This is a genomic window from Rhodococcus sp. 320_ES, from assembly GCF_059691855.1.
The window spans coordinates 34,705-52,842 of record NZ_JCAWAG010000005.1 but is presented as its reverse complement, the minus strand read 5'-3'; the positions used below and the strand labels follow the sequence as shown (position 1 = coordinate 52,842).

The window sequence follows — 18,138 nt, the reverse complement described above, 5'->3', positions numbered from 1 at the left end:
CTCCTTTTCCGATGGTGACGACGGACCGAAGAATCAGTCCGAATCGCTGGCGAAGTTCCACGAATCGTCGTCGTGCTGAACCTCGAGGCGCCATCCGAGCGGGTCGTTCTCGGCCTTGGTCTCGACGAACCACTGGTGCGCGTCCTGCGCACTCGTGATCGTCTTGGTTGCGACGACGCTGCCGGTGGGATCGAGTACTCGATAATTGGCCATGCCCGCTTTATGCCCCGTTCGCCCGGTCCGTAATCATCGCGCCCTCAGCCAGTTCTGCGACTAACCAGTGCTTGCGACTAACCCGTGCTGCGACGAGATGCCTTGGCGTTGTACATGGCCCTGTCGGCCCGGTCGATCAGGTCGTCGAGGTCTGGCGGCGCCTCACCGGGTGTCCACACGGCGAGCCCGGCCGACACCGCGACGCCCACCGCCGTCACGGCGTCGACGGCAACGGTGCCCAGTTCGGTGGCCGAGGCTGCCGTCGCGTCGGTGAGGACCGCGACGAACTCGTCACCACCGATCCTGGCCACGACGGCCTCGGGACCGAAGGTGAACCGGAGAATCTCCGCTGTTCGAGTCAAGGCGTCGTCGCCGCTCGCGTGGCCGAGACGGTCGTTGATGGCCTTGAGCCCGTCGACGTCGAAGTACACGACAGCCGCCGAGTGTCCCTCTGTTGCGCATCGCTCGAGCTCGGGGCGCGCGGCGACGAACAGTCCTCTCCGATTCGCCAGGCCGGTCAATTCGTCGGTGAGGGCCGAGGTCTGGGCGCGGTCGTGGGCCGTCTCGAGCCGCCGATAGGCACGCATCAGTTCCTGGACGGTACGAAGGCGAATGTAGTTGAGCAACAGCGCAACCAGATTGACCCGAACGACGGCGAAAGCGAAGGTGGCCACGTCCGCTCCGTTGGTCCCCTCTGCGAAAGCGAGTGCGATCCACACCGCGTCGGCGAGTGCGACGACGAGGAGCATGTGGAAGCGACGCCGCAGGAAGCCCGCGGCCACGACGATGGCGAGAACCATTCCCGTTCCGGGAAAGGCGGTGCCGAGATTCCACATGGTGATCAGCGGGCTGCACAAGACCAGTACCGACGCGGTCAGAGTGACGGTGTCGGCGTTGCGGTAGAGAACGAGCGCGCGCGGAGTGTGCGTTGCGATGCACGTCGCGGCCGCAATGGCCGCAACCATCAAGTCGTACACACCGGGCCACACCCCGAACCGCAGACCCGGAGTCTGCGCCGTGACGAAGAACGACACGGTGAACCAGACAGCCATGATCGCTGTCACGGCCGTCATTCCGCGCACGGCCACCACGTCGAGTCCCAACGGATCCGCGCCGACAGCCTTGCGCCGCCACCACGCTCGACGCTCGCGGAGCTCGTCGCGCACCGACATCGACACCGCCTGACCTGTCCGGTGAATCCCGACCGCGCCACATTGCGCAACTGACGAAAGTATAGGGAGAAACAACAAGTCGGTTGCGTGGCACGCCACGCCCACGTGGGAAGCTGATCGGCGTGGCCCCGCCCTCCGAGTCGAGATCGGCTGCCGAACGCGTTGCCGACGCCGCCGCTGCGGACGCCGGTGCGCCGGCGGAACTGCTGGCGGACTTTCTCACCGTCCTCACCGAGGCAGTGACCCGAGGTCGACCACTCGAACGCCGCGATCTGCGCAACTTCCGGGCACAGGCCGACGACGCGGCTCGCCGCGGAGTAGCGCTGCGCGCTCTTCTCGACCTCTACCTCTCCGCGACGTGGCGGATGTGGCGCGAACTGCCGATGGTGCAGCAGTCCGCGGATGGCCGTGCGGTGGCCGCAGCCGGTGACGTGATGCTGCGCGCTGCCGACGACGTGGTTGCCGAACTGACCGAGGGATTTCAGCTCGCCCGACGGTCGATCGTCCGCCTCGAGGAATCGGCCCGGCGCGAATTCGTCGACGACTTGCTCATGGGCGGCGGAAACGTCGCGGACATGTCCTCTCGCGCGGCCCGTTTCGGGCTGAACCTGTCCGGGCCGCACTGCGTGCTGGTGGTGCGGGCCGAGGTTCCGTTCACCGACGGCACTCCCGTCGCGCGCTCCATCGAGCGAGCCACCGCGGGAACCAAGGGCGACGCGGAAGCCGTGGTGGCCAGCAAGGACGGTCGTCTCGTCGTGGTCTTCCCCGCACCCGACCGTCTCGCGGTCGATCAGGTTGTCCAGGCGGTGAGCGCGGCGCTGGGGTCACGGACCGGCGAGGGGTCGGAGGACTCGTCTCGCGACAGCGTCCGCCGCGACTGGCAGATCGGTGTCGGACGGGCCGCGCCGGGTGCGAGCGGCGTGGTCACCTCGTACCGCCAGGCGCGTGAGGCGCTCGAACTCGCGGTTCGGCTGAATCTGACCACGCGGGTGGTCGAGGCCCGTGACCTGCTGGTACACCACGTTCTTCTGCGAGACCGCGACGCCATCAGCGACCTCGTGGAGACCCTGCTGCGCCCCCTGGAAGAGGCACGCGGAGGGGCGGAGCCGTTGCTGCAGACGCTCGACACCTACTTCGCGTCCGGCGGAAACTCGGCGTCGACGGCCAGGGAGATGCACCTGTCGGTACGTGCTGTCACCTATCGCCTCGCTCGGGTGAAGGAGCTGACCGGATGCGACGTCGACGACCCGGCCGGCCGCTTCGCGCTGAACACCGCAGTTCTCGGCGCGAAACTTCTCGACTGGCCCTCTTCGGGGTCCGACACGGCTTGATTGCCGGACATCGGCAATGAAAAAGAAGCGAACCTGTCCGTATTCGGACTGAACGTGCGCGGTTCCGGCAGGGCACACTGGAAGGAACGGAGCCACAGGGCACCGCACAATCCACTCGTACCGATAGGAGCCCAAAGTCATGCTCGACGTACCCATCTGGGCGTGGGCCGCTCTCGCCGCGATCATCGTCGTGATGCTGCTGATCGACTTGTTCGGTCACCGCGGCGCCCACATCATCGGCTTTCGCGAAGCTGCGACCTGGAGCGCCATCTGGGTCGGCATCTCCATCGTCTTCGCCATCGTCGTCGGCGTCACCTTCGGAGCGAACGCGGGCGTGGAATTCACCACGGCGTGGTTGCTCGAGAAGAGTCTGTCCGTCGACAACCTGTTCGTGTTCGCGCTGATCTTCGGCTACTTCAAGGTGCCGCGTGAATACCAGCACCGCGTTCTGTTCTTCGGCGTCGTCGGCGCACTGATCTTCCGCGGCATCTTCCTGGCACTCGGCGTTGCCGTGGTCAGCAAGTTCACCGTCGTGCTCTTCGTCTTCGCCGCGATCCTGCTCTACAGCGCATGGAAGCTGCTCAAGGACGAAGACGATTCGTACGACCCCAGCAAGTCCGTCGCAGTTCGCCTGCTCCGCAAGGTCGTCCCGGTTCAGGACGAGTACGCCGGTACCAAGTTCTTCGTCAAGGAAGCCGGCAAGCGCGTCGCAACGCCGCTGCTCGCGGTGGTCGTGGCTATCGAGGCCGCCGACCTGGTCTTCGCCGTCGACAGCGTTCCTGCGGTGCTCGCCGTCAGTGACGATCCGTTCATCGTGTACTCGTCGAACGCGTTCGCCATCCTCGGCCTTCGCGCCCTGTACTTCCTGCTCTCGGGTCTGCTGGACAAGTTCCACTACCTGGGCAAGGGACTGGCGATCATCCTCGCCTTCATCGGCGTGAAGCTCGTGCTGCAGGCAAGCCACAAGGTCATCAGCACCTCGATCCCCGAGATCCCGTCGCTGGTGTCGCTGGCCGTGATCGTGGTGGTACTCACCGTCTCGGTCGTGTTGAGCCTCAAGCGTCCCCCGAAGGGGTCGGCCGACACCGACGAGACCGTTCTCGCGGACGGAGCGGTCACACCCGGATCCCGGACCGCCGTCGACGCCAACCCGGCAGAGGCCGGTGCAGCCGACACGGTGAACACCGAGAAGCAGTAGCACTTCCGGTTTAGAAGAAAGCGGCGACGCACCATCACGGTGCGTCGCCGCTTCGTTTCTGGGTCGAGCGTGTCTCGGGTCAGGCGTGCTCGAACACCATGGCGTCGTCGACGACCTTGCCGAACTTGAGCATGGGCAGATCGCGGAAGTAGTTCATGCGCAGACGCCACGGTGCAACAGATCCCTGCCGCGGGAAGCTGTCCACGGCGCGCAGGACGTATCCGGCGGCGAAGTCGAGAAACGGTTCCTCGCCCACCGACGGATCACGCTGCAGTTCCACCTTCGCGTAGTTGTTGGACTCCATGTGCTCGAGCAATCGGCACACGTAGTCGCACACCAGATCTGCCTTGAGAGTCCACGACGCGTTCGTGTATCCCACGATGAACGCGAAGTTGGGGACGCCGGTGAGCATCATTCCCTTGAACGCCATGGTCTTCGACAGGTCCACGTCCTGACCGTCGACGCGGAACGTCGCCCCGCCGAGTGCGGTCAGGTTCAGGCCGGTTGCGGTCACGATCACGTCGGCGTCGAGGTCCTCGCCCGACTCGAGCCGGATGCCGGATTCGGTGAAGCTCGCGATGCGGTCGGTCACGATGGAGACCGTTCCCTTGCGAATCTCGCGGAACATGTCGTTGTCGGGCACCAGGCACAACCGCTGATCCCACGGGTCGTAGCGCGGGGTGAAGTGGGTGTCGATGTCGTAGCCCTTCGGCAGCCACCCCTCCTGCAGCTTGCGGATGCGTCCCCGCATGAAGTTCGGGTACTTCTGGCACAGCTCGTACAGCGCGACGGCGACGGAGACGTTCTTGAGCCGGATGGCCGAGTAGGCGAGCTTGGCGGGGAGGAACTTCCGAAGCTTCTGTGCGATGGGGTCTTTCGCCGGCAACGACATGATGTAACTGGGCGAGCGCTGGAGCAGCGTCACGTGCTCGGCCTTCTGCGCCAGGTTGGGGGCGAGCGTGATGGCCGTCGCGCCGCTTCCGATCACGACGACCTTCTTGCCCTCCAACTCGAGGTCGTCGGGCCAGTGCTGGGGATGCACAATCTGCCCGGCGAACGAGTCGCGTCCGGCGAATTCCGGGGTGAACCCCTCGTCGTATCGGTAGTACCCACTGCACGACATCACGAACGACGCCGTGACGGTCACATCCGCACCGTCGTGGTCCGCGTGCACCGTCCACCGGTTGTCCTCGCTCGACCACTCGAGGGACGTCACCTTGTGGTGGAACCGAATGTGCCTGTCGATTCCGGTCTCTCGTGCGGTTTCGACGATGTAGTCGCGAATGGCCGCGCCGTCCGCGATCGACTTCTCACCCGTCCACGGCTTGAACACGTAGCCGAGGGTGTACATGTCGGAATCGGACCGAATCCCGGGGTAGCGGAACAGGTCCCAGGTGCCACCGATGGCTCCGCGGCTCTCGAGAATCGTGAACGTCTTGTCCGGGAATTTTGCCTGGAAGTGGTGCGCTGCACCGATTCCCGACAGTCCCGCCCCCACGACGAGGAAATCCACGTGCTGCTGTGTTGCGGTCATGACGAGTCGAAACCCCTTCTACTGCATCTTGTTTCGAGCACTGGTGGACCGGCCCAGCGCCGCCACCTCACGGTCCATCTTGGGAAGGATTCGCGGAACGTGCTTCAGCGTGCTGCGGTCGCCCACCCGCGACGTCACGACGGCTTTGAGCCACCCGATCGGCCCCACCCAGCCGGGGACGTTCACTCGGCGCTTGCGCTTCTCGAGTCCTGCCACGAAGGCGTCGACACAATCCTGCACCGACGACGTCTTGCCGAGTGGTCCGGGCATCACGGCGAGCAGATCGCCGAACGCCGACAGATCGGCCTTCGCGTCCTGCACCAGGGGTGTGTCGATCCATGCCATGTGCGCCGAGCCGACGCCCACACCCCGGTGCGTCACCTCGAGGCGCAGCGCCGACGCGAAGTGCTCTGCGCCGGCCTTGCTGGCGTTGTAGGACGTCAGCCCCGGGCACGCGGCGAAGGCCGCCAGAGACGACACGATCAGGATGTAACCGTTGCTCTCGATGAGCGCAGGCAGTGCGGCGCGGGCCGTGTGGAACACCCCGAGAAGGTTGATGTCGACGACGCGCTTGAACGTCTCCGGATCGACGGCGAGCACGGAGCCGTAGCTGGCGATGCCGGCGTTCGCGAGAACGAGATCGATTCTGCCGAAGCGATCGATTCCCGCCGCGACGGCTGCTTCCATCTGATCGAGCCGGCGCACGTCTGCCGTCACGACCACCGCGTCGAGTTCACGACCGATCTCCAACAAGGGCGCTTCGTCCACGTCGATCAGGACCAGCTTGGCGCCGCGCGCGGCGAGTTCGCGCGCCGTGGCCGCACCGATACCTCGCGCGCCGCCGGTGATGAGCACGACTTTGTTCCGAACCGAGGGCATGGCGACTCCAGTACGTATGTGTGACTGCCGGTACACCGAGTCTCACACCGCGTGTACGAGGCCGGTCGAGCGGGGTCTGCGGTGGTTTCGATCGACGTTTCGGGCAACAATTTTGCGCAAAGCGGACGTAACCAGAAAAACCGACGTCGGCGGCGTCTCCGATTGCCGGTTCCGTGACCTACCCTGGTGTACGGACAACCCGGGGTAACCGGCACGCGGTCGTACGACAGAGAGTGAGTCGATGGAAAGGCGGAGTCGTTCGGTTCGTTCCCTCCTCCACGTCGACCGTTTCGATGTGCGCACGGGCACCGTGATCGCGAGCGCATCCGGCGCTCTGCCTCTGCTCGTTCTCGGTGTCGTGTCGCCGACCTTTCTCAAGGCCGGCGCGCTGCCCATCCTCGCTGTCATCGTCGCCTTCACAGTGGTGACCGTCGCGATCGCCGTTCGAGCAGGCCGTCTCACCGAAACGCAGTTCACCGTCCTCGGGTCCGGCGGGATGATCGGTGTGGCGATCTCGGCGTTCCTCATCGCCGACCCGTCCGGTGCTCGGGCCGTGACATCGATGCTCGCCGTGGTTCCCGCCATCGCCGCATCCGGGTCACCGCACAAGGTCACGGCGTCCCTGACCTTGGCCTCGGTCGCGATGGCGACGGGTCTGACGTTCGCCGGGTCGACGTCCGGCGCCGTGACGTTCGTCGCCGTCGGCGCTGCCGCCACGATCGTGCTGGTCCCCGTGCTACTGATCGCCACGATCCGCCGGTCGCTCGTCGCGGTGACCGCACGGCTCGAGACGCTCGCGTACACCGATTCCCTCACCGGTCTGCTCAATCGCCGCGGCATGATGACCCGCGTCGAGACGATGCTCGACGCGGCGGCATCGTCGGACAATCCGGTCACCGTGCTGATCATCGACGTCGATCACTTCAAGACCGTCAACGACCGACACGGTCACGCAGCGGGCGACAAGGTGCTCGTGACCGTGGCCGACGCCATTTCGGCAGCCGTGCGCGAGTCGGTGCGCGACGACGACGTCGTGGTCGCCCGGATCGGCGGCGAGGAATTCGTCGTGCTGTGTCGAGACACCGCTCCGACCGACGTCCAGTCGGCCATCCTCGAGGCCGTTCGAACCCGGTGCCAGGTGACTGTCAGCATCGGCGCGGTGAACGCCCTCGTCGTGCAGGGGGACGGTGACCCGAGCGACGTCGAGTTGTTCGTCGACGAGCTCATCCGCGTGGCGGATCGCGCGCTGTACGCGGCGAAGAACGAGGGCCGCGACCGCGGTGTCCAGGCACGCGCGGAGGCGTTCCGATGGAAGTCCGAGGCCACGGTCCCCATCAAGCTCATGACGGGTGAGACCCCTAGGCGACGCGTCGGCTGATCGCCAGGTGTGCGGTCTCCGCCTGCATGGTCGACCACACGTCAGGACGCGCGTCGTCGGCGATCGTCTCGCGGTCCCACCACATCAATCGGGTCCGGTACTGATCCGTGGGGTAGGCAGCCGGCGGAATGCTGTCGTTGATGCGGCCGCCGGACGACTGCCACTGCCGCAGCACGTGATCGGCAGCGGTCGCGAGGAGGTAGCGGGACCCGGTGATCTCCATGGTCGGCAGCGCGACCCGCGCCAGTTGCGCCGAGATCACCTTGGCGGGAGCGTCGTCGTCGACCCATGCCGTCTTCATCTCGACGACGCCGTCCGGCAGACGCATCCGCAGATCGGATTTCACGAGGTCCAGTCCGTCGGACTCCGACCATTCCACGAGTGCGTGCGACTGCTCGACGTGCGTGTACGGGCCCTGTGCGCGGAGACCGCCGAGCATCCGTCCGTCGGCGTCGAGCGCCACGAAGAAGAGCGTCGTGGTAGCTCCCGAGGCGAGTTCGTCGGTGTCGATCGCGACGGACACTCCGTGACGCTCGTAGGAGCGCAGAGCTCCGTCCACGTACCGGGACCACAGGTCCGGCGCCGCGGAGGGCGTGGCCGCCACGAGCACCGTCTTGCTGCTGTGATCGACGACCGAGCGGGGACCGTCGAACGGGTCCACGACGCGTGCCGAGCGGGCGCCGAATTGCGGGCGATGCACCACACCGGTCCGAGATGTCGGCGATTGGGTCACGTGGACCACGGTCGGCTCCTTCACGCGTAGGGTCGGAGCCCTGCGCGCCCCGACGGCAACACGCACCATTCTCCCGGCCGTTTCAGCCGTCTACTACCGTTCGTCACAGCGATCGGCCCGAAATTAGTGAGACTGCACAACGAGAAACCGTCCATTGGTTTGGTCCGCGCCAATTTGCGTGCTGATTCACAAATAATGGTGCGAGAAAACACCTTTCGTTACGGAACGTCGTGCGGGTTGCCCGGCGGTTCGCTACCTTCGTCACCTGTCCCACCGCGCCAGCGAGAGCGAGCACGACGTGCCCGAACACCGCATTCTCGACCCGTCCGAGACTGCCGACCGCACCGAGATCGATCGATTGACCGCCGATGCGACGACGGTCGTGCTGGACACGACGGCCGAGCAATTGCGCTCACTCGCCGAGCTGCTTCCGCCGTCGGACGACGCGCGGTCCGACGGCACGAGATGGGTTCACTACCCGTGGCGCCACACCCTCGTTCACCTGCTCGGGCCGACGTCCTTTCGCCGTCTGCGACTCGACCGAAACCGCAACAAGATCACGGCCGCGGAGCAGGAATCGATGAACAGGCGGCGAGTCGGTGTTGTCGGCCTCAGCGTGGGCCACGCCGTCGCCCACACCCTGGCGCTCGAAGGCCTGTGCGGCGAGCTCAGGCTGGCCGATTTCGACGACCTGGACCTGTCGAACCTCAATCGCGTGCCGGCCACCGTGTTCGACCTCGGTGTCAACAAGGCGGTGCTCGCCGCCCGGCGAATCGCGGAAATCGACCCCTATCTGACCGTCCACACCTTCACGGACGGCATCACGCCAGGAACGATCGACGACTTCCTCGCCGGCCTCGACGTGGTGATCGAAGAGTGCGACTCCATGGACGCCAAAGTCATGGTTCGTGAGCACGCGCGAAGACACGGCATTCCGGTCGTCATGGAGACGAGCGACGGTGGTGTGCTCGACGTCGAACGGTTCGACCTCGAACCCGAGCGCCCGCTCTTCCATGGATTGCTCGGGGACATCGACCAGTCGTCCCTCGCGTCGATGGCCGCATCCGAGAAGGCGTCCATGGCGGCTCGGATTCTGGACCCGGCCAAGCTGACACCCCGCATGCTCGCGTCGGTGCCCGAGATCGGGTCGACGTTGTCGTCGTGGCCGCAACTGGGTAGCGACGTCGCGCTGGGCGGTGCGTCCGTCTGCGCGGTGGTCCGGTCGTTCGGCCTCGGGACGGCGCCACCGTCCGGGCGCGTACGGATCGACCTGGACGCACTGGTGGCAGACAGCAGGGACCCGCGGCCGCAGGTGTGACGGCCATTCGTGGCATAGTTCACGTTTTTGCTCATTACCAGCGGGTAACCGACTTTCAGGTCAGTTACGAACGACGTTCGTAAACGCCGATCCACGAAAAGGAGCAAAACATGACCGCCACCAAAGCAACGATCATTGCTCAGCTGCGCGCGCTGCTCACGCTCACGAACACCGAGATTCAGGTTGCGCAGACCCGAGTCATACAGGCGCGCACCGAAGCAGTGCGCAACGAGCTTCAGCAGAACGCCTCCAACGGCGAGGATCGTGCCAAGGCGATCAAGACCGTTCTTCGCGAACTCGGCGGCGCACCGTCCGTCATCGCACCCGCCGTCGGACGCATCACCGCGGCATTCAAGGCCGCAGCCGAGCAGGCGCAGCCCTTCGACGAGGCACTTCTCGGTGACCTCGCGCTCGAGCACCAGTTGCTCGACCGCTCGCGCTACCTGAAGGCACTAGCCACCAGTGATTCGCAGACCGACGTGGAGCGCCTTGCGGAGCGGCTCATCACCGCGCACAGCGCCACCGTCGACTGGCTCATCACCGTTCTCGCCGAGGACGCACTGGGCGGTCCGGCTGCTTTGCGTCGCACGCCGACCCAGGCCGTTGCAGGCGCCGTCGTCGGCGCCATCAACGCACCGATCAACGTCGCCACCAACGCGATCGACCGCGCCATCAACACGGCGCAGGAGACCCCGGAAGCCGTCCGCCGTCTCGTCGGACGCGGCGCGGAGATCACCGAGGTCGCCGCACGTACCGCTGCCGCCAGCCGTGACGCAGCGCTCGAGGCGGCCGAAGCAACGGTCCGCGACGCCGGCAGGAACGACGCCGCGGAGGCCCTGCACAAGGCACGCGCCGCCTCGGGCTCGCTCGAGGCCGACGAACTGCCGATCGAGGGCTATGACGAGCTGACCGTGAACAACGCGGTCGCGGCGATCCGTGAGCTCACCGACACGCAGGACGTGCGCACCATCGTCGCCTACGAGGAGCGCAACAAGAACCGTCAGGGCGTGGTGTCCGCAGCGCAGACCCACGTTGCGTCGCTGGCTCGTGAGGCCGCCGGCGTCGAATAAACAGCTCTCTCGCTCAGCCGATTACGCCCCTGTATTCCTTGAATACAGGGGCGTAGTCGTCTTCGCAGTTGGCCATCGGACCGTCCCTGTGGCTTAGCTGCAGTTTTGTTCGTGAACCTAGCGGAATGGACTATGACTCGGTCATGTGCGAACGCATCGCCGAGTACGTGCGCTGCAACGCATTCACGTCGCTCGGCGTCATGAGGTCGAACATGTTCTCGCGCACCGCGGCGACGTGTCCGGGGCTGGCCGATGCCAGCTTGTCTCGGCCGGCCTCCGTGAGTTCGGCCAGTGTGCCGCGCCGGTCGTCTTCGCATTCGACCCGCACCACCCAGCCTGCGTCGACCAGCCGCGTGATGGCTCGGGTGACGCCGCTTCGGGTGGTGGTCACCGCGTCGGCCAGCTCGCTCATGCGCAGCCGGCTTCCGGGGGACTCCGAGAGCACCACCAGGAGCTCGAAGTCGGTGAACGAGATACCCGCATCGCGCGCGAGTTGGCGGTCGAGGGTGTGCAGCAGCAGTCTGGTGGCATCGAGATACGCGCGCCAGGCCCCCTGCTCGTCGTCGTCGAGCCAGCGCGTGTCGGTCATGAACACAGAATATCGCAGTTAGTTGACAAAGCAACTAATGAGTGTACGGTTCCAGTTAGTTGAGCACGCAACCATTTTCTCGGGAGGCAATCACCATGACCACCGATTTCGCTGCACAGCGCGACCGCATCCGAGACCAGCACTTGGCGCCGGCGTCGACGCGTCCGGCATCGTCCGCGCGCGGCCTGCACCACACCGCACTCGTCAGCAGCAACGTGGAGAACACCATCCGGTTCTACCAGGACCTGCTGGAGTTCCCGTTGACCGAACTGATCGAGAACCGTGACTACCCCGGCTCGTCACACTTCTTCTTCGACATCGGCAACGGAAACCTGTTGGCGTTCTTCGACTTTCCCGGCCTCGACCTCGGTCCGTACCAGGAAGTGCTCGGCGGACTGCACCATGTGGCCATCAGCGTCGAGACGTCGCGGTGGGAACGGTTGCGAGAGAAGATGACAGGGGCGGGCGTCGAGTTCGTCGAACACAGCGAGGTGTCGCTCTACTTCCGTGATCCCGACGGCGCCCGCATCGAATTGATCGCCGATCCGCTCGGCGAAATGTACGGAGAGAAGGTTCTGTGATGACTGCTCCCACGCTGGACGTGCGACGCGCCGACGACAGGGCGAAGACGAACATCGGGTGGCTCGACTCGAAGCACTCCTTCTCCTTCGGCCACCACTACGACCCCGGCAATACCCACCACGGTGTGCTCATGGTCAACAACGACGACATCGTGGTGCCGGGCCAGGGTTTCGACACCCACCCGCACCGCGACATGGAGATCGTCACCTGGGTACTGCAGGGTTCCCTGGTCCACCAGGACTCGATCGGACACACCGGCGTCATCTACCCGGGTCTCGCACAGCGCATGAGCGCCGGAACCGGCATTCTGCACTCCGAGAAGAACGACTCCTGGCGCCTGGGAACGGAACACGGCGGCGAGCACGCCGAACCCGTGCACTTCGTTCAGATGTGGGTGGTGCCGGACGAAGCGGGCATCACCCCCGGATACGAGCAGCTCGAGATCGAGCACGAACTCCTCTCCGGTGGGCTCGTTCCTGTGGCGTCCGGAATGCCCTCTCACGCAGATCATTCCGCGATCAGGATCAAGAACAAGTACGCCGCGATGCACGTCGCGCGATTGCAGCCTGGCACGCCCGCGGTCACACTGCCCGACGCTCCGTTTCTGCACGTGTTCGTCGCGCGCGGAGAAGCATCGCTCGAAGGGGTCGGCGTTCTGGTCGAAGGTGACGCCGTACGAGTACGCTTCGGCGGCGGACAACAGGTGAGTTCGACGGCCGGCGCCGAGGTCATCGTCTGGGAGATGCACGCGACCATCAGCGGCTAGCACTGGCTCTGTGCATATGTCTTGACATATGCACAGAGTGCGTGTGAGCGTTGTTACCCATGAGTGGCTCCCCCGACCCTGTCGTCTACGACCCGTTCGACGCACGGTTCCACGACGATCCATTCCCGGTCTACCGACGCCTGCGCGACGAAGCGCCGGTGTACTACAACGAGAAGTGGAACTTCTACGCCCTCTCACGATTCGAGGACGTGCGGGCCGCCCTCCGGGACTCCGAGACGTATCTCAATTTCGAGGGAATCGACCTCGACGACACCAACTCTCAAGGCGGGGCGGGCAACATCCCTGTCCTCGACAACCCCAGGCACGACGAGATTCGCGGGGTGGTGCAGCGGCAGTTCATGCCGCGCAGCATCAAGAAGCTCGAGGACGACGTTCGCGCTGTCGTCACCGACCTGGTCGATTCCTTCGCCGATCGCGGGACCGCGGACCTCGCCGACGAATTGTGCTGGCCCCTCCCCTACGAGATCTTCTTCGACTTCCTCGGCTTGCCGGACGGGGAGGAACGCGAGCAGCTGAAGGAGTGGTCGCACGGCCTCAAGGATCGAGTGCCGGACAGCGCGGAACTCACACCGCGTGCCGTCGAATCGACCGAGCGATCTCGCGACTACCTGGCCGACATGTTGGCTCGCCGACGCCGAGAGCCGAAGAGCGACCTGCTGACTCACATCGTTCAGGCCGACATCGGCGGAGTCCCGTTGGCAGAGAACGAGATCGACGCCGCCTCGGAGATCGTGGGGTTGGTGTTCGGGCTGTACCTCGCCGGCATCGAGACCACGTCCGGCCTGTTGACCACGTTGTTCCACCAGCTCGGTACGCACCCGGATCAACAGAAAGCGCTGCGCGAGAACCCGTCCCGCATCGCGAACGCCGTCGAGGAGGGCCTGCGGTACAAAACGCCGTTGCAATTGGTGGTCCGCACGTCCAGTCGCGACGTCACACTTCACGGAGTCACCGTTCCGTCCGGCAGTCGCGTGGCCATGGTCCTCGGCGCGGCCAATCACGACGACCGTCAGTTCGAGAATCCGGAAGAATTCGAGGCACTCAGGCCGGCCGTTCGCCACCTCGGTTTCGGGGAGGGCCTGCACGGGTGCCTGGGAAATCCGCTCGCGCGGCTCGAAGCCAGAGTCGCCCTGGAGGTCGCACTCCCCCGCCTCGGTGAGTACGAGATCGCAGGTACCGTGCGAAGGTACTCGAGTACGCCCAACGCAGCAGGTCTGGATCGCCTGCCCGTGTCTTTCGGAGGAGTGTCGGCATGACCGAAGCAGATCTCGATCTCGTTGTCCGGGAACGAGAGGACGCGGCCGACGGTGTCGTGGTGCTCACGCTTGCCGATGCGGGAGGCGCCGAACTGCCGCCCTGGCAACCCGGAGCGCACATCGACATCACCGTCGCAGACGGCGGCGAGCGGCAGTACTCGCTCTGCGGAGATCCGAACGACAGGAGCGTCTACCGCGTCGGTGTCCTCAACGAACCGGCCGGACGGGACGGCAGCGCCTGGGTGCACGACACCCTGACCGTCGGGTCGACGGTCTCCGGACGTGGCCCGCGCAATCACTTCCCGCTCGACGAGTCGGCTCGCTACGTGTTCGTGGCGGGCGGAATCGGTATCACTCCGATCCTTCCCATGATCGGCGCGGCCGAGAAGTCGGGGGCCGAGTGGACGCTCGTGTACGGCGGTCGTTCGACGCAGTCGATGGCTTTTCTGGACGAGATCTCCGAGTTCGGCTCGCGTGCGACGATCTGGCCGCAGGACACTCACGGTCTCATCGATCTGCCGGGGCTGCTGTCCGAGCCGAGCGAGGACACCCTCGTGTACTGCTGCGGCCCCGAACCGCTGCTTCAGGCCGTCGAAAAGATGTGTTCGCCATGGCCGTCGGGCGCTCTGCACATCGAACGATTCTCCCCCAAGGAGGTCGGCGCGCCCGTGCGTTCCGATTCCTTCGAGGTGGTGCTCGCCGATACCGGTGTCACCGTCACGGTGCCTCCGGACCGGAGCATTCTCGAGGTCGTCGAGGAGGCGGGCGTGAACGTGCTGTCGTCCTGTCAGGAGGGCACGTGTGGAACGTGCGAAACCGGCGTCGTCGAAGGGGAGCCGGACCACCGCGACTCCGTGCTCACCCCGCAGGAGCAGGCCGAGAACACGTGCATGATGATCTGCGTGTCACGGTCGGTCAGCCCCCGACTCGTTCTCGAGCTCTGAGAGTTCGGTTCACAGTCCTACCTTCTCCAACATCTCGTCGTAAGCCTCGGCTGCCTCCTTCTCCGAGCGGCCCCGCGCGAGAGCGTCGGTGTAGGCGGCTGCGACCACGGCCTCGACTTTCTCGTACCTCTCCAGCCATTGCTCCGCCCGCACCCGCCAGTAGCCGATGATGTCGAATCGATCGGCGTCCATACCGCGTTCGCGGCGGACGAACTTGCGCACGGCCCGCGAGTCGGCGGCCTCCCCGGCGAACCACACGTATCCGTTGCCGTCGGGAAAGGGCCACTCGCGCACCGCATCCACGAGGGCGCCGGGGCCGTCACCGTTTCCGGTGCCCACGTGCCAGTCGACGGTCACGGCCCCCGCGGTGTCGAATTCGAGGATGTCGCGCCGGTCGCGTACCTCGGCGATCACGTGCGCGCGAGCATCTTTCGGCAGCTCTTCCACGATGCGCGCGAGAGCCGGCAATCCCGCGAGATCAGCGACCAGCAATTGCCAGTCGGCGCCGTCGGGCACTCGGTACCACCCGCGTGGCATCGCGAAAAGCACCGTGTCGCCGACCGATGCAGACAGTGCCCACGAGGCCGCCACGCCGCCGTCGTGGACCACGAAATCGACGACGAGGGTCCCGTCCGGTTCGATCCGCCGCACCGTGTAGTTGCGGCCGTCATCGGTGCCGGGAAAGTAGACGGCGACCGACTCGTCGGGAGATCCGTGAGGGACATAGTCACGTAGGTCGTTGCCGCCGAACCTGATTCGGACGAAGCTGGGGCCCGTACGCTCGGACGACAACACTTCGGCCCGGTACAAACCTCGCTCGCTCATGAGCTTAGGCTAACCTATCGATGACACTGGACAAATAGGTCGGTACAGTGCCGCCATGACCTGGGAGACCCATCCGGTCACACCCGACCGGTTCGACGACTTCGCCGACGTGATCAACCCCAGCCGCCGGACGACGCACTGCTGGTGTCTCTCGCACCGCCTCCAGGCCAAGGACATCGAATCACTCGGCGAGGGCAGCCGAGAGAATGCCATGCGCAAGCTCACCGAGCGCGAGCACCCGCCCGGTGTGGTCACCTATCTCGACGGCGTTCCCGTCGGCTGGTGCAGCATCGGACCGCGGAGCGACATCCCGCGACTGGTCGCCAGCCGCCTGATCAGACCGGTGGACGACACCGACGTGTGGAGCATCATCTGCGTCGTCGTGCGGAGCGGGCACCGCAGGAAAGGCGTCACGACCGCGATGCTGGAAGGCGCGGTCGACTACGCCGCATCCCGGGGCGCGCCTGCGGTGGAGTCCTACCCGGTCGACCCCGACGGCCGCATGGATCTGACGATGGCGTTCGTCGGAACCCGAAAGATGTTCGCCAACGCGGGTTTCGAGGTGGTGGGCACCACGGACGCGGTGGCGTCGAAGATGCCGCGACTGATCATGCGTCGCAGCCTCGGCTGACCGCACTTTCCGTTCGTGAGAAAATCGCCCGTATGGGACGTGTGGCGACCGCGGTCGGGCTGATCTGTGCACTGCTTCTGCTCACGGCCACACCGGCCGCCGCGCACACCAGGCTCGTCTCGTCCGACCCGACTGCCGACGCTGTCCTGGACGTAGCACCCACGTCCGTTCGGCTCACGTTCAGCGAAGCTCTGTCGACGTCGTTCGCCACGATCAGCATCGTCGGTCCGGACGGTGCGCAGTACGCCGAACCGAACACGACCACCGACGGTGCCGATGCGGTCGTGTCCACCGTCGACGCGATGCCGGCGGGCGCGTACACGATCGGCTACCGAGTGACGTCGGCCGACGGTCATCCCGTCACCGGCACGACGCTGTTCACACTCACCACCGCCGCGGCTCCGGTCTCGGCTCCGACCACGAGCACCGCCGAACCTGCCGCGCAGTCGTCGGCACCTGCCGAGCCCAGCGGAGGAGGCGGAGGCATCGATGTCGTGTTCTGGATTCTCACTGCGGTGCTCATCGCCGCTGCGGCATTGAAGGCAGGCTTCTTCATGCGCAACAGGGGTCGATGATCCGATGGCTACAGTCGAGTCATGACTTCGATTGCGTGGGCCCTCGACGCTTCCAGCGGCGGTATTTTGTCGATCAGAACCGGAGTGACGGGGCGGGCGTCGAAGTTGGGCCACAACCTCACGATCGAGGTGGCCAGTTGGCACGCGTCCGTCGAGTGGGACGGTCATCGACCGACCATGGTGGCCCTGACGGCCGAGGTCCCCTCCATCGAAGTGGTGGGCGGCGAGGGCGGTGTCACACCACTGATCGGCCCCGAGAAGATGGTGGCGAAGTCCAACGCGCTCAAGACATTCGACGCGACCAAGTATCCCGAGATCAAGTTCCGCTCCGACACGGTGACCGAGTCGGACTCCGGTTACACGGTGGACGGATCCCTCGAAATCCACGGCAAGACGCGCAACGTGGTCGTCGAGGTCACCGTGGAGGATCGAGGCCGATCGTGGCACCTGAGCTCCGAGAACGTCGTCAAGCAAACGGATTACGGCATCACGCCGTACTCACAGCTGCTGGGGTCGATGAAGGTGGCCGACGAGGTCACGGTCACCTTCGAGGCCGAGCACTGGAAGTAGCTAGCTGCCGAAGACGGAGCCGAGTTGCCGAAGGAAATCGGTGACGATCTGCACCGGACCGCCGGCGGGCAGGATGAGAACGGGCGACGCTTCCTGCACCTCGTACGCCGGGTAGGGGTACAGCCGCAGAATGTCGCTCACACCGGGGTAGCTCGACACCCACAACGCAGGGTCGGCCTCCGTACGCGCGCAACTCGCGAGCGCGACGTAGGAGCCGTCCGGGATGTCCGTCACCGTCTGAGTAGACACACCCCGCAGCACGGTTCCCGACTTGTACAGCTGCTCCGTGCTGAGTTCCTTGACGGGCGGAAGCACACCGCCGGGAGCCTGCGCCACCGATGTCGAGCAGGTCAATGGCGTGCCCGAGTTGTTCGTGATCGTGTTGGTGACCGTCGACCCGTCGGAGGTGAAGGCAAAGCTGACGTCGGTCGGCCCTACCGCGGAGGCCACGGCCGGGGCGGCGAGGAACAGCGGAGCGCATACGGCAGCGGCTACGGCTGTGCGGGTGAGCATGCGCATCGCGGGTTCCTTCTGTCGGAGCTGTTAGTGAGAT

At 65.6% G+C, this 18,138-nt stretch carries 20 protein-coding genes; 12 read left to right on the top strand and 8 right to left on the bottom strand.

The window, feature by feature from the left end; all coding sequences use genetic code 11:
* Positions 1-33: 33 nt before the first annotated feature.
* A complete protein-coding gene (locus AC59JP_RS17875) occupies positions 34-213 on the bottom strand; it encodes a hypothetical protein (RefSeq protein ID WP_497327162.1) in 180 nt (59 codons plus the stop codon).
* Between the two features lie 77 nt (positions 214-290).
* Positions 291-1,385 (bottom strand): GGDEF domain-containing protein, encoded by a 1,095-nt coding sequence (locus AC59JP_RS17870; RefSeq protein WP_497327161.1) that lies wholly within the window; start codon positions 1,383-1,385, stop codon positions 291-293.
* Between the two features lie 122 nt (positions 1,386-1,507).
* Between AC59JP_RS17870 and AC59JP_RS17865 the strand changes: the two genes are divergently transcribed.
* Together AC59JP_RS17865 and AC59JP_RS17860 are read left to right on the top strand one after the other, a co-directional pair.
* Entirely contained in the window at positions 1,508-2,716 is a 1,209-nt protein-coding gene (locus AC59JP_RS17865; protein WP_497327160.1) for a PucR family transcriptional regulator, read from the top strand.
* Positions 2,717-2,855: 139 nt separating this feature from the next.
* Positions 2,856-3,914: a TerC family protein gene (locus AC59JP_RS17860; protein ID WP_497327159.1), complete on the top strand. Its 1,059-nt coding sequence runs from the start codon at positions 2,856-2,858 to the stop codon at positions 3,912-3,914.
* Between the two features lie 79 nt (positions 3,915-3,993).
* Here the strand turns inward: AC59JP_RS17860 and AC59JP_RS17855 are convergent, their stop codons facing one another.
* Together AC59JP_RS17855 and AC59JP_RS17850 are read right to left on the bottom strand one after the other, a co-directional pair.
* Positions 3,994-5,448, bottom strand: a complete 1,455-nt coding sequence (locus AC59JP_RS17855) for a flavin-containing monooxygenase (RefSeq protein WP_497327158.1) — start codon at positions 5,446-5,448, stop codon at positions 3,994-3,996.
* An 18-nt stretch (positions 5,449-5,466) separates the two neighbouring features.
* Complete coding sequence (locus AC59JP_RS17850; protein WP_497327157.1) at positions 5,467-6,327, bottom strand: SDR family oxidoreductase; 861 nt, start codon at positions 6,325-6,327, stop codon at positions 5,467-5,469.
* Positions 6,328-6,622: 295 nt separating this feature from the next.
* Between AC59JP_RS17850 and AC59JP_RS17845 the strand changes: the two genes are divergently transcribed.
* Positions 6,623-7,705, top strand: coding sequence for a GGDEF domain-containing protein (locus AC59JP_RS17845; RefSeq protein ID WP_497327156.1), 1,083 nt, complete (start codon positions 6,623-6,625; stop codon positions 7,703-7,705).
* On the opposite strand, the gene AC59JP_RS17840 is transcribed toward AC59JP_RS17845, so the two are convergent.
* Entirely contained in the window at positions 7,686-8,447 is a 762-nt protein-coding gene (locus tag AC59JP_RS17840; protein WP_497327155.1) for a hypothetical protein, read from the bottom strand. The genes AC59JP_RS17845 and AC59JP_RS17840 overlap by 20 nt on opposite strands.
* A 256-nt stretch (positions 8,448-8,703) precedes the next feature.
* Between AC59JP_RS17840 and AC59JP_RS17835 the strand changes: the two genes are divergently transcribed.
* Together AC59JP_RS17835 and AC59JP_RS17830 are read left to right on the top strand one after the other, a co-directional pair.
* Positions 8,704-9,756 (top strand): Rv1355c family protein, encoded by a 1,053-nt coding sequence (locus AC59JP_RS17835; protein WP_497327643.1) that lies wholly within the window; start codon positions 8,704-8,706, stop codon positions 9,754-9,756.
* A gap of 110 nt (positions 9,757-9,866) precedes the next feature.
* Entirely contained in the window at positions 9,867-10,826 is a 960-nt protein-coding gene (locus tag AC59JP_RS17830; protein WP_497327154.1) for a ferritin-like domain-containing protein, read from the top strand.
* A 130-nt stretch (positions 10,827-10,956) separates the two neighbouring features.
* On the opposite strand, the gene AC59JP_RS17825 is transcribed toward AC59JP_RS17830, so the two are convergent.
* On the bottom strand, positions 10,957-11,415 hold the full coding sequence (locus AC59JP_RS17825) for a MarR family winged helix-turn-helix transcriptional regulator (RefSeq protein WP_497327153.1): 459 nt from the start codon (positions 11,413-11,415) through the stop codon (positions 10,957-10,959).
* Between the two features lie 95 nt (positions 11,416-11,510).
* Here AC59JP_RS17825 and AC59JP_RS17820 point away from each other — a divergent pair, with 95 nt between their 5' ends.
* The 4 genes from AC59JP_RS17820 to AC59JP_RS17805 are packed head-to-tail and all read left to right on the top strand — an operon-like array spanning position 11,511 to position 14,984.
* On the top strand, positions 11,511-11,996 hold the full coding sequence (locus AC59JP_RS17820; RefSeq protein ID WP_497327152.1) for a VOC family protein: 486 nt from the start codon (positions 11,511-11,513) through the stop codon (positions 11,994-11,996).
* On the top strand, positions 11,996-12,763 hold the full coding sequence (locus tag AC59JP_RS17815) for a pirin family protein (RefSeq protein WP_497327151.1): 768 nt from the start codon (positions 11,996-11,998) through the stop codon (positions 12,761-12,763). The genes AC59JP_RS17820 and AC59JP_RS17815 overlap by 1 nt, the downstream gene beginning before the upstream one ends.
* 59 nt (positions 12,764-12,822) lie before the next feature.
* Positions 12,823-14,040 (top strand): cytochrome P450, encoded by a 1,218-nt coding sequence (locus AC59JP_RS17810; protein ID WP_497327150.1) that lies wholly within the window; start codon positions 12,823-12,825, stop codon positions 14,038-14,040.
* On the top strand, positions 14,037-14,984 hold the full coding sequence (locus tag AC59JP_RS17805; RefSeq protein ID WP_497327149.1) for a PDR/VanB family oxidoreductase: 948 nt from the start codon (positions 14,037-14,039) through the stop codon (positions 14,982-14,984). Before AC59JP_RS17810 ends, AC59JP_RS17805 begins: the two co-directional genes overlap by 4 nt.
* 9 nt (positions 14,985-14,993) lie before the next feature.
* On the opposite strand, the gene AC59JP_RS17800 is transcribed toward AC59JP_RS17805, so the two are convergent.
* The gene (locus AC59JP_RS17800) at positions 14,994-15,809 is read right to left on the bottom strand and encodes a siderophore-interacting protein (protein WP_497327148.1); all 816 of its coding nucleotides are present in this window, start codon (positions 15,807-15,809) and stop codon (positions 14,994-14,996) included.
* Positions 15,810-15,864: 55 nt separating this feature from the next.
* On the opposite strand from AC59JP_RS17800, the gene AC59JP_RS17795 reads away from it, so the two are divergent.
* Genes AC59JP_RS17795 through AC59JP_RS17785 form a run of 3 tightly spaced genes read left to right on the top strand, consistent with a single transcriptional unit; the run spans position 15,865 to position 17,585 of the window.
* Positions 15,865-16,440, top strand: coding sequence for a GNAT family N-acetyltransferase (locus AC59JP_RS17795; RefSeq protein WP_497327147.1), 576 nt, complete (start codon positions 15,865-15,867; stop codon positions 16,438-16,440).
* A 32-nt stretch (positions 16,441-16,472) separates the two neighbouring features.
* Entirely contained in the window at positions 16,473-17,015 is a 543-nt protein-coding gene (locus AC59JP_RS17790) for a copper resistance CopC family protein (RefSeq protein ID WP_497327146.1), read from the top strand.
* A 21-nt stretch (positions 17,016-17,036) separates the two neighbouring features.
* Entirely contained in the window at positions 17,037-17,585 is a 549-nt protein-coding gene (locus tag AC59JP_RS17785; RefSeq protein WP_497327145.1) for a YceI family protein, read from the top strand.
* On the opposite strand, the gene AC59JP_RS17780 is transcribed toward AC59JP_RS17785, so the two are convergent.
* A complete protein-coding gene (locus AC59JP_RS17780) occupies positions 17,586-18,104 on the bottom strand; it encodes a hypothetical protein (protein WP_497327144.1) in 519 nt (172 codons plus the stop codon). It lies immediately after the preceding gene.
* Positions 18,105-18,138: the final 34 nt, after the last annotated feature.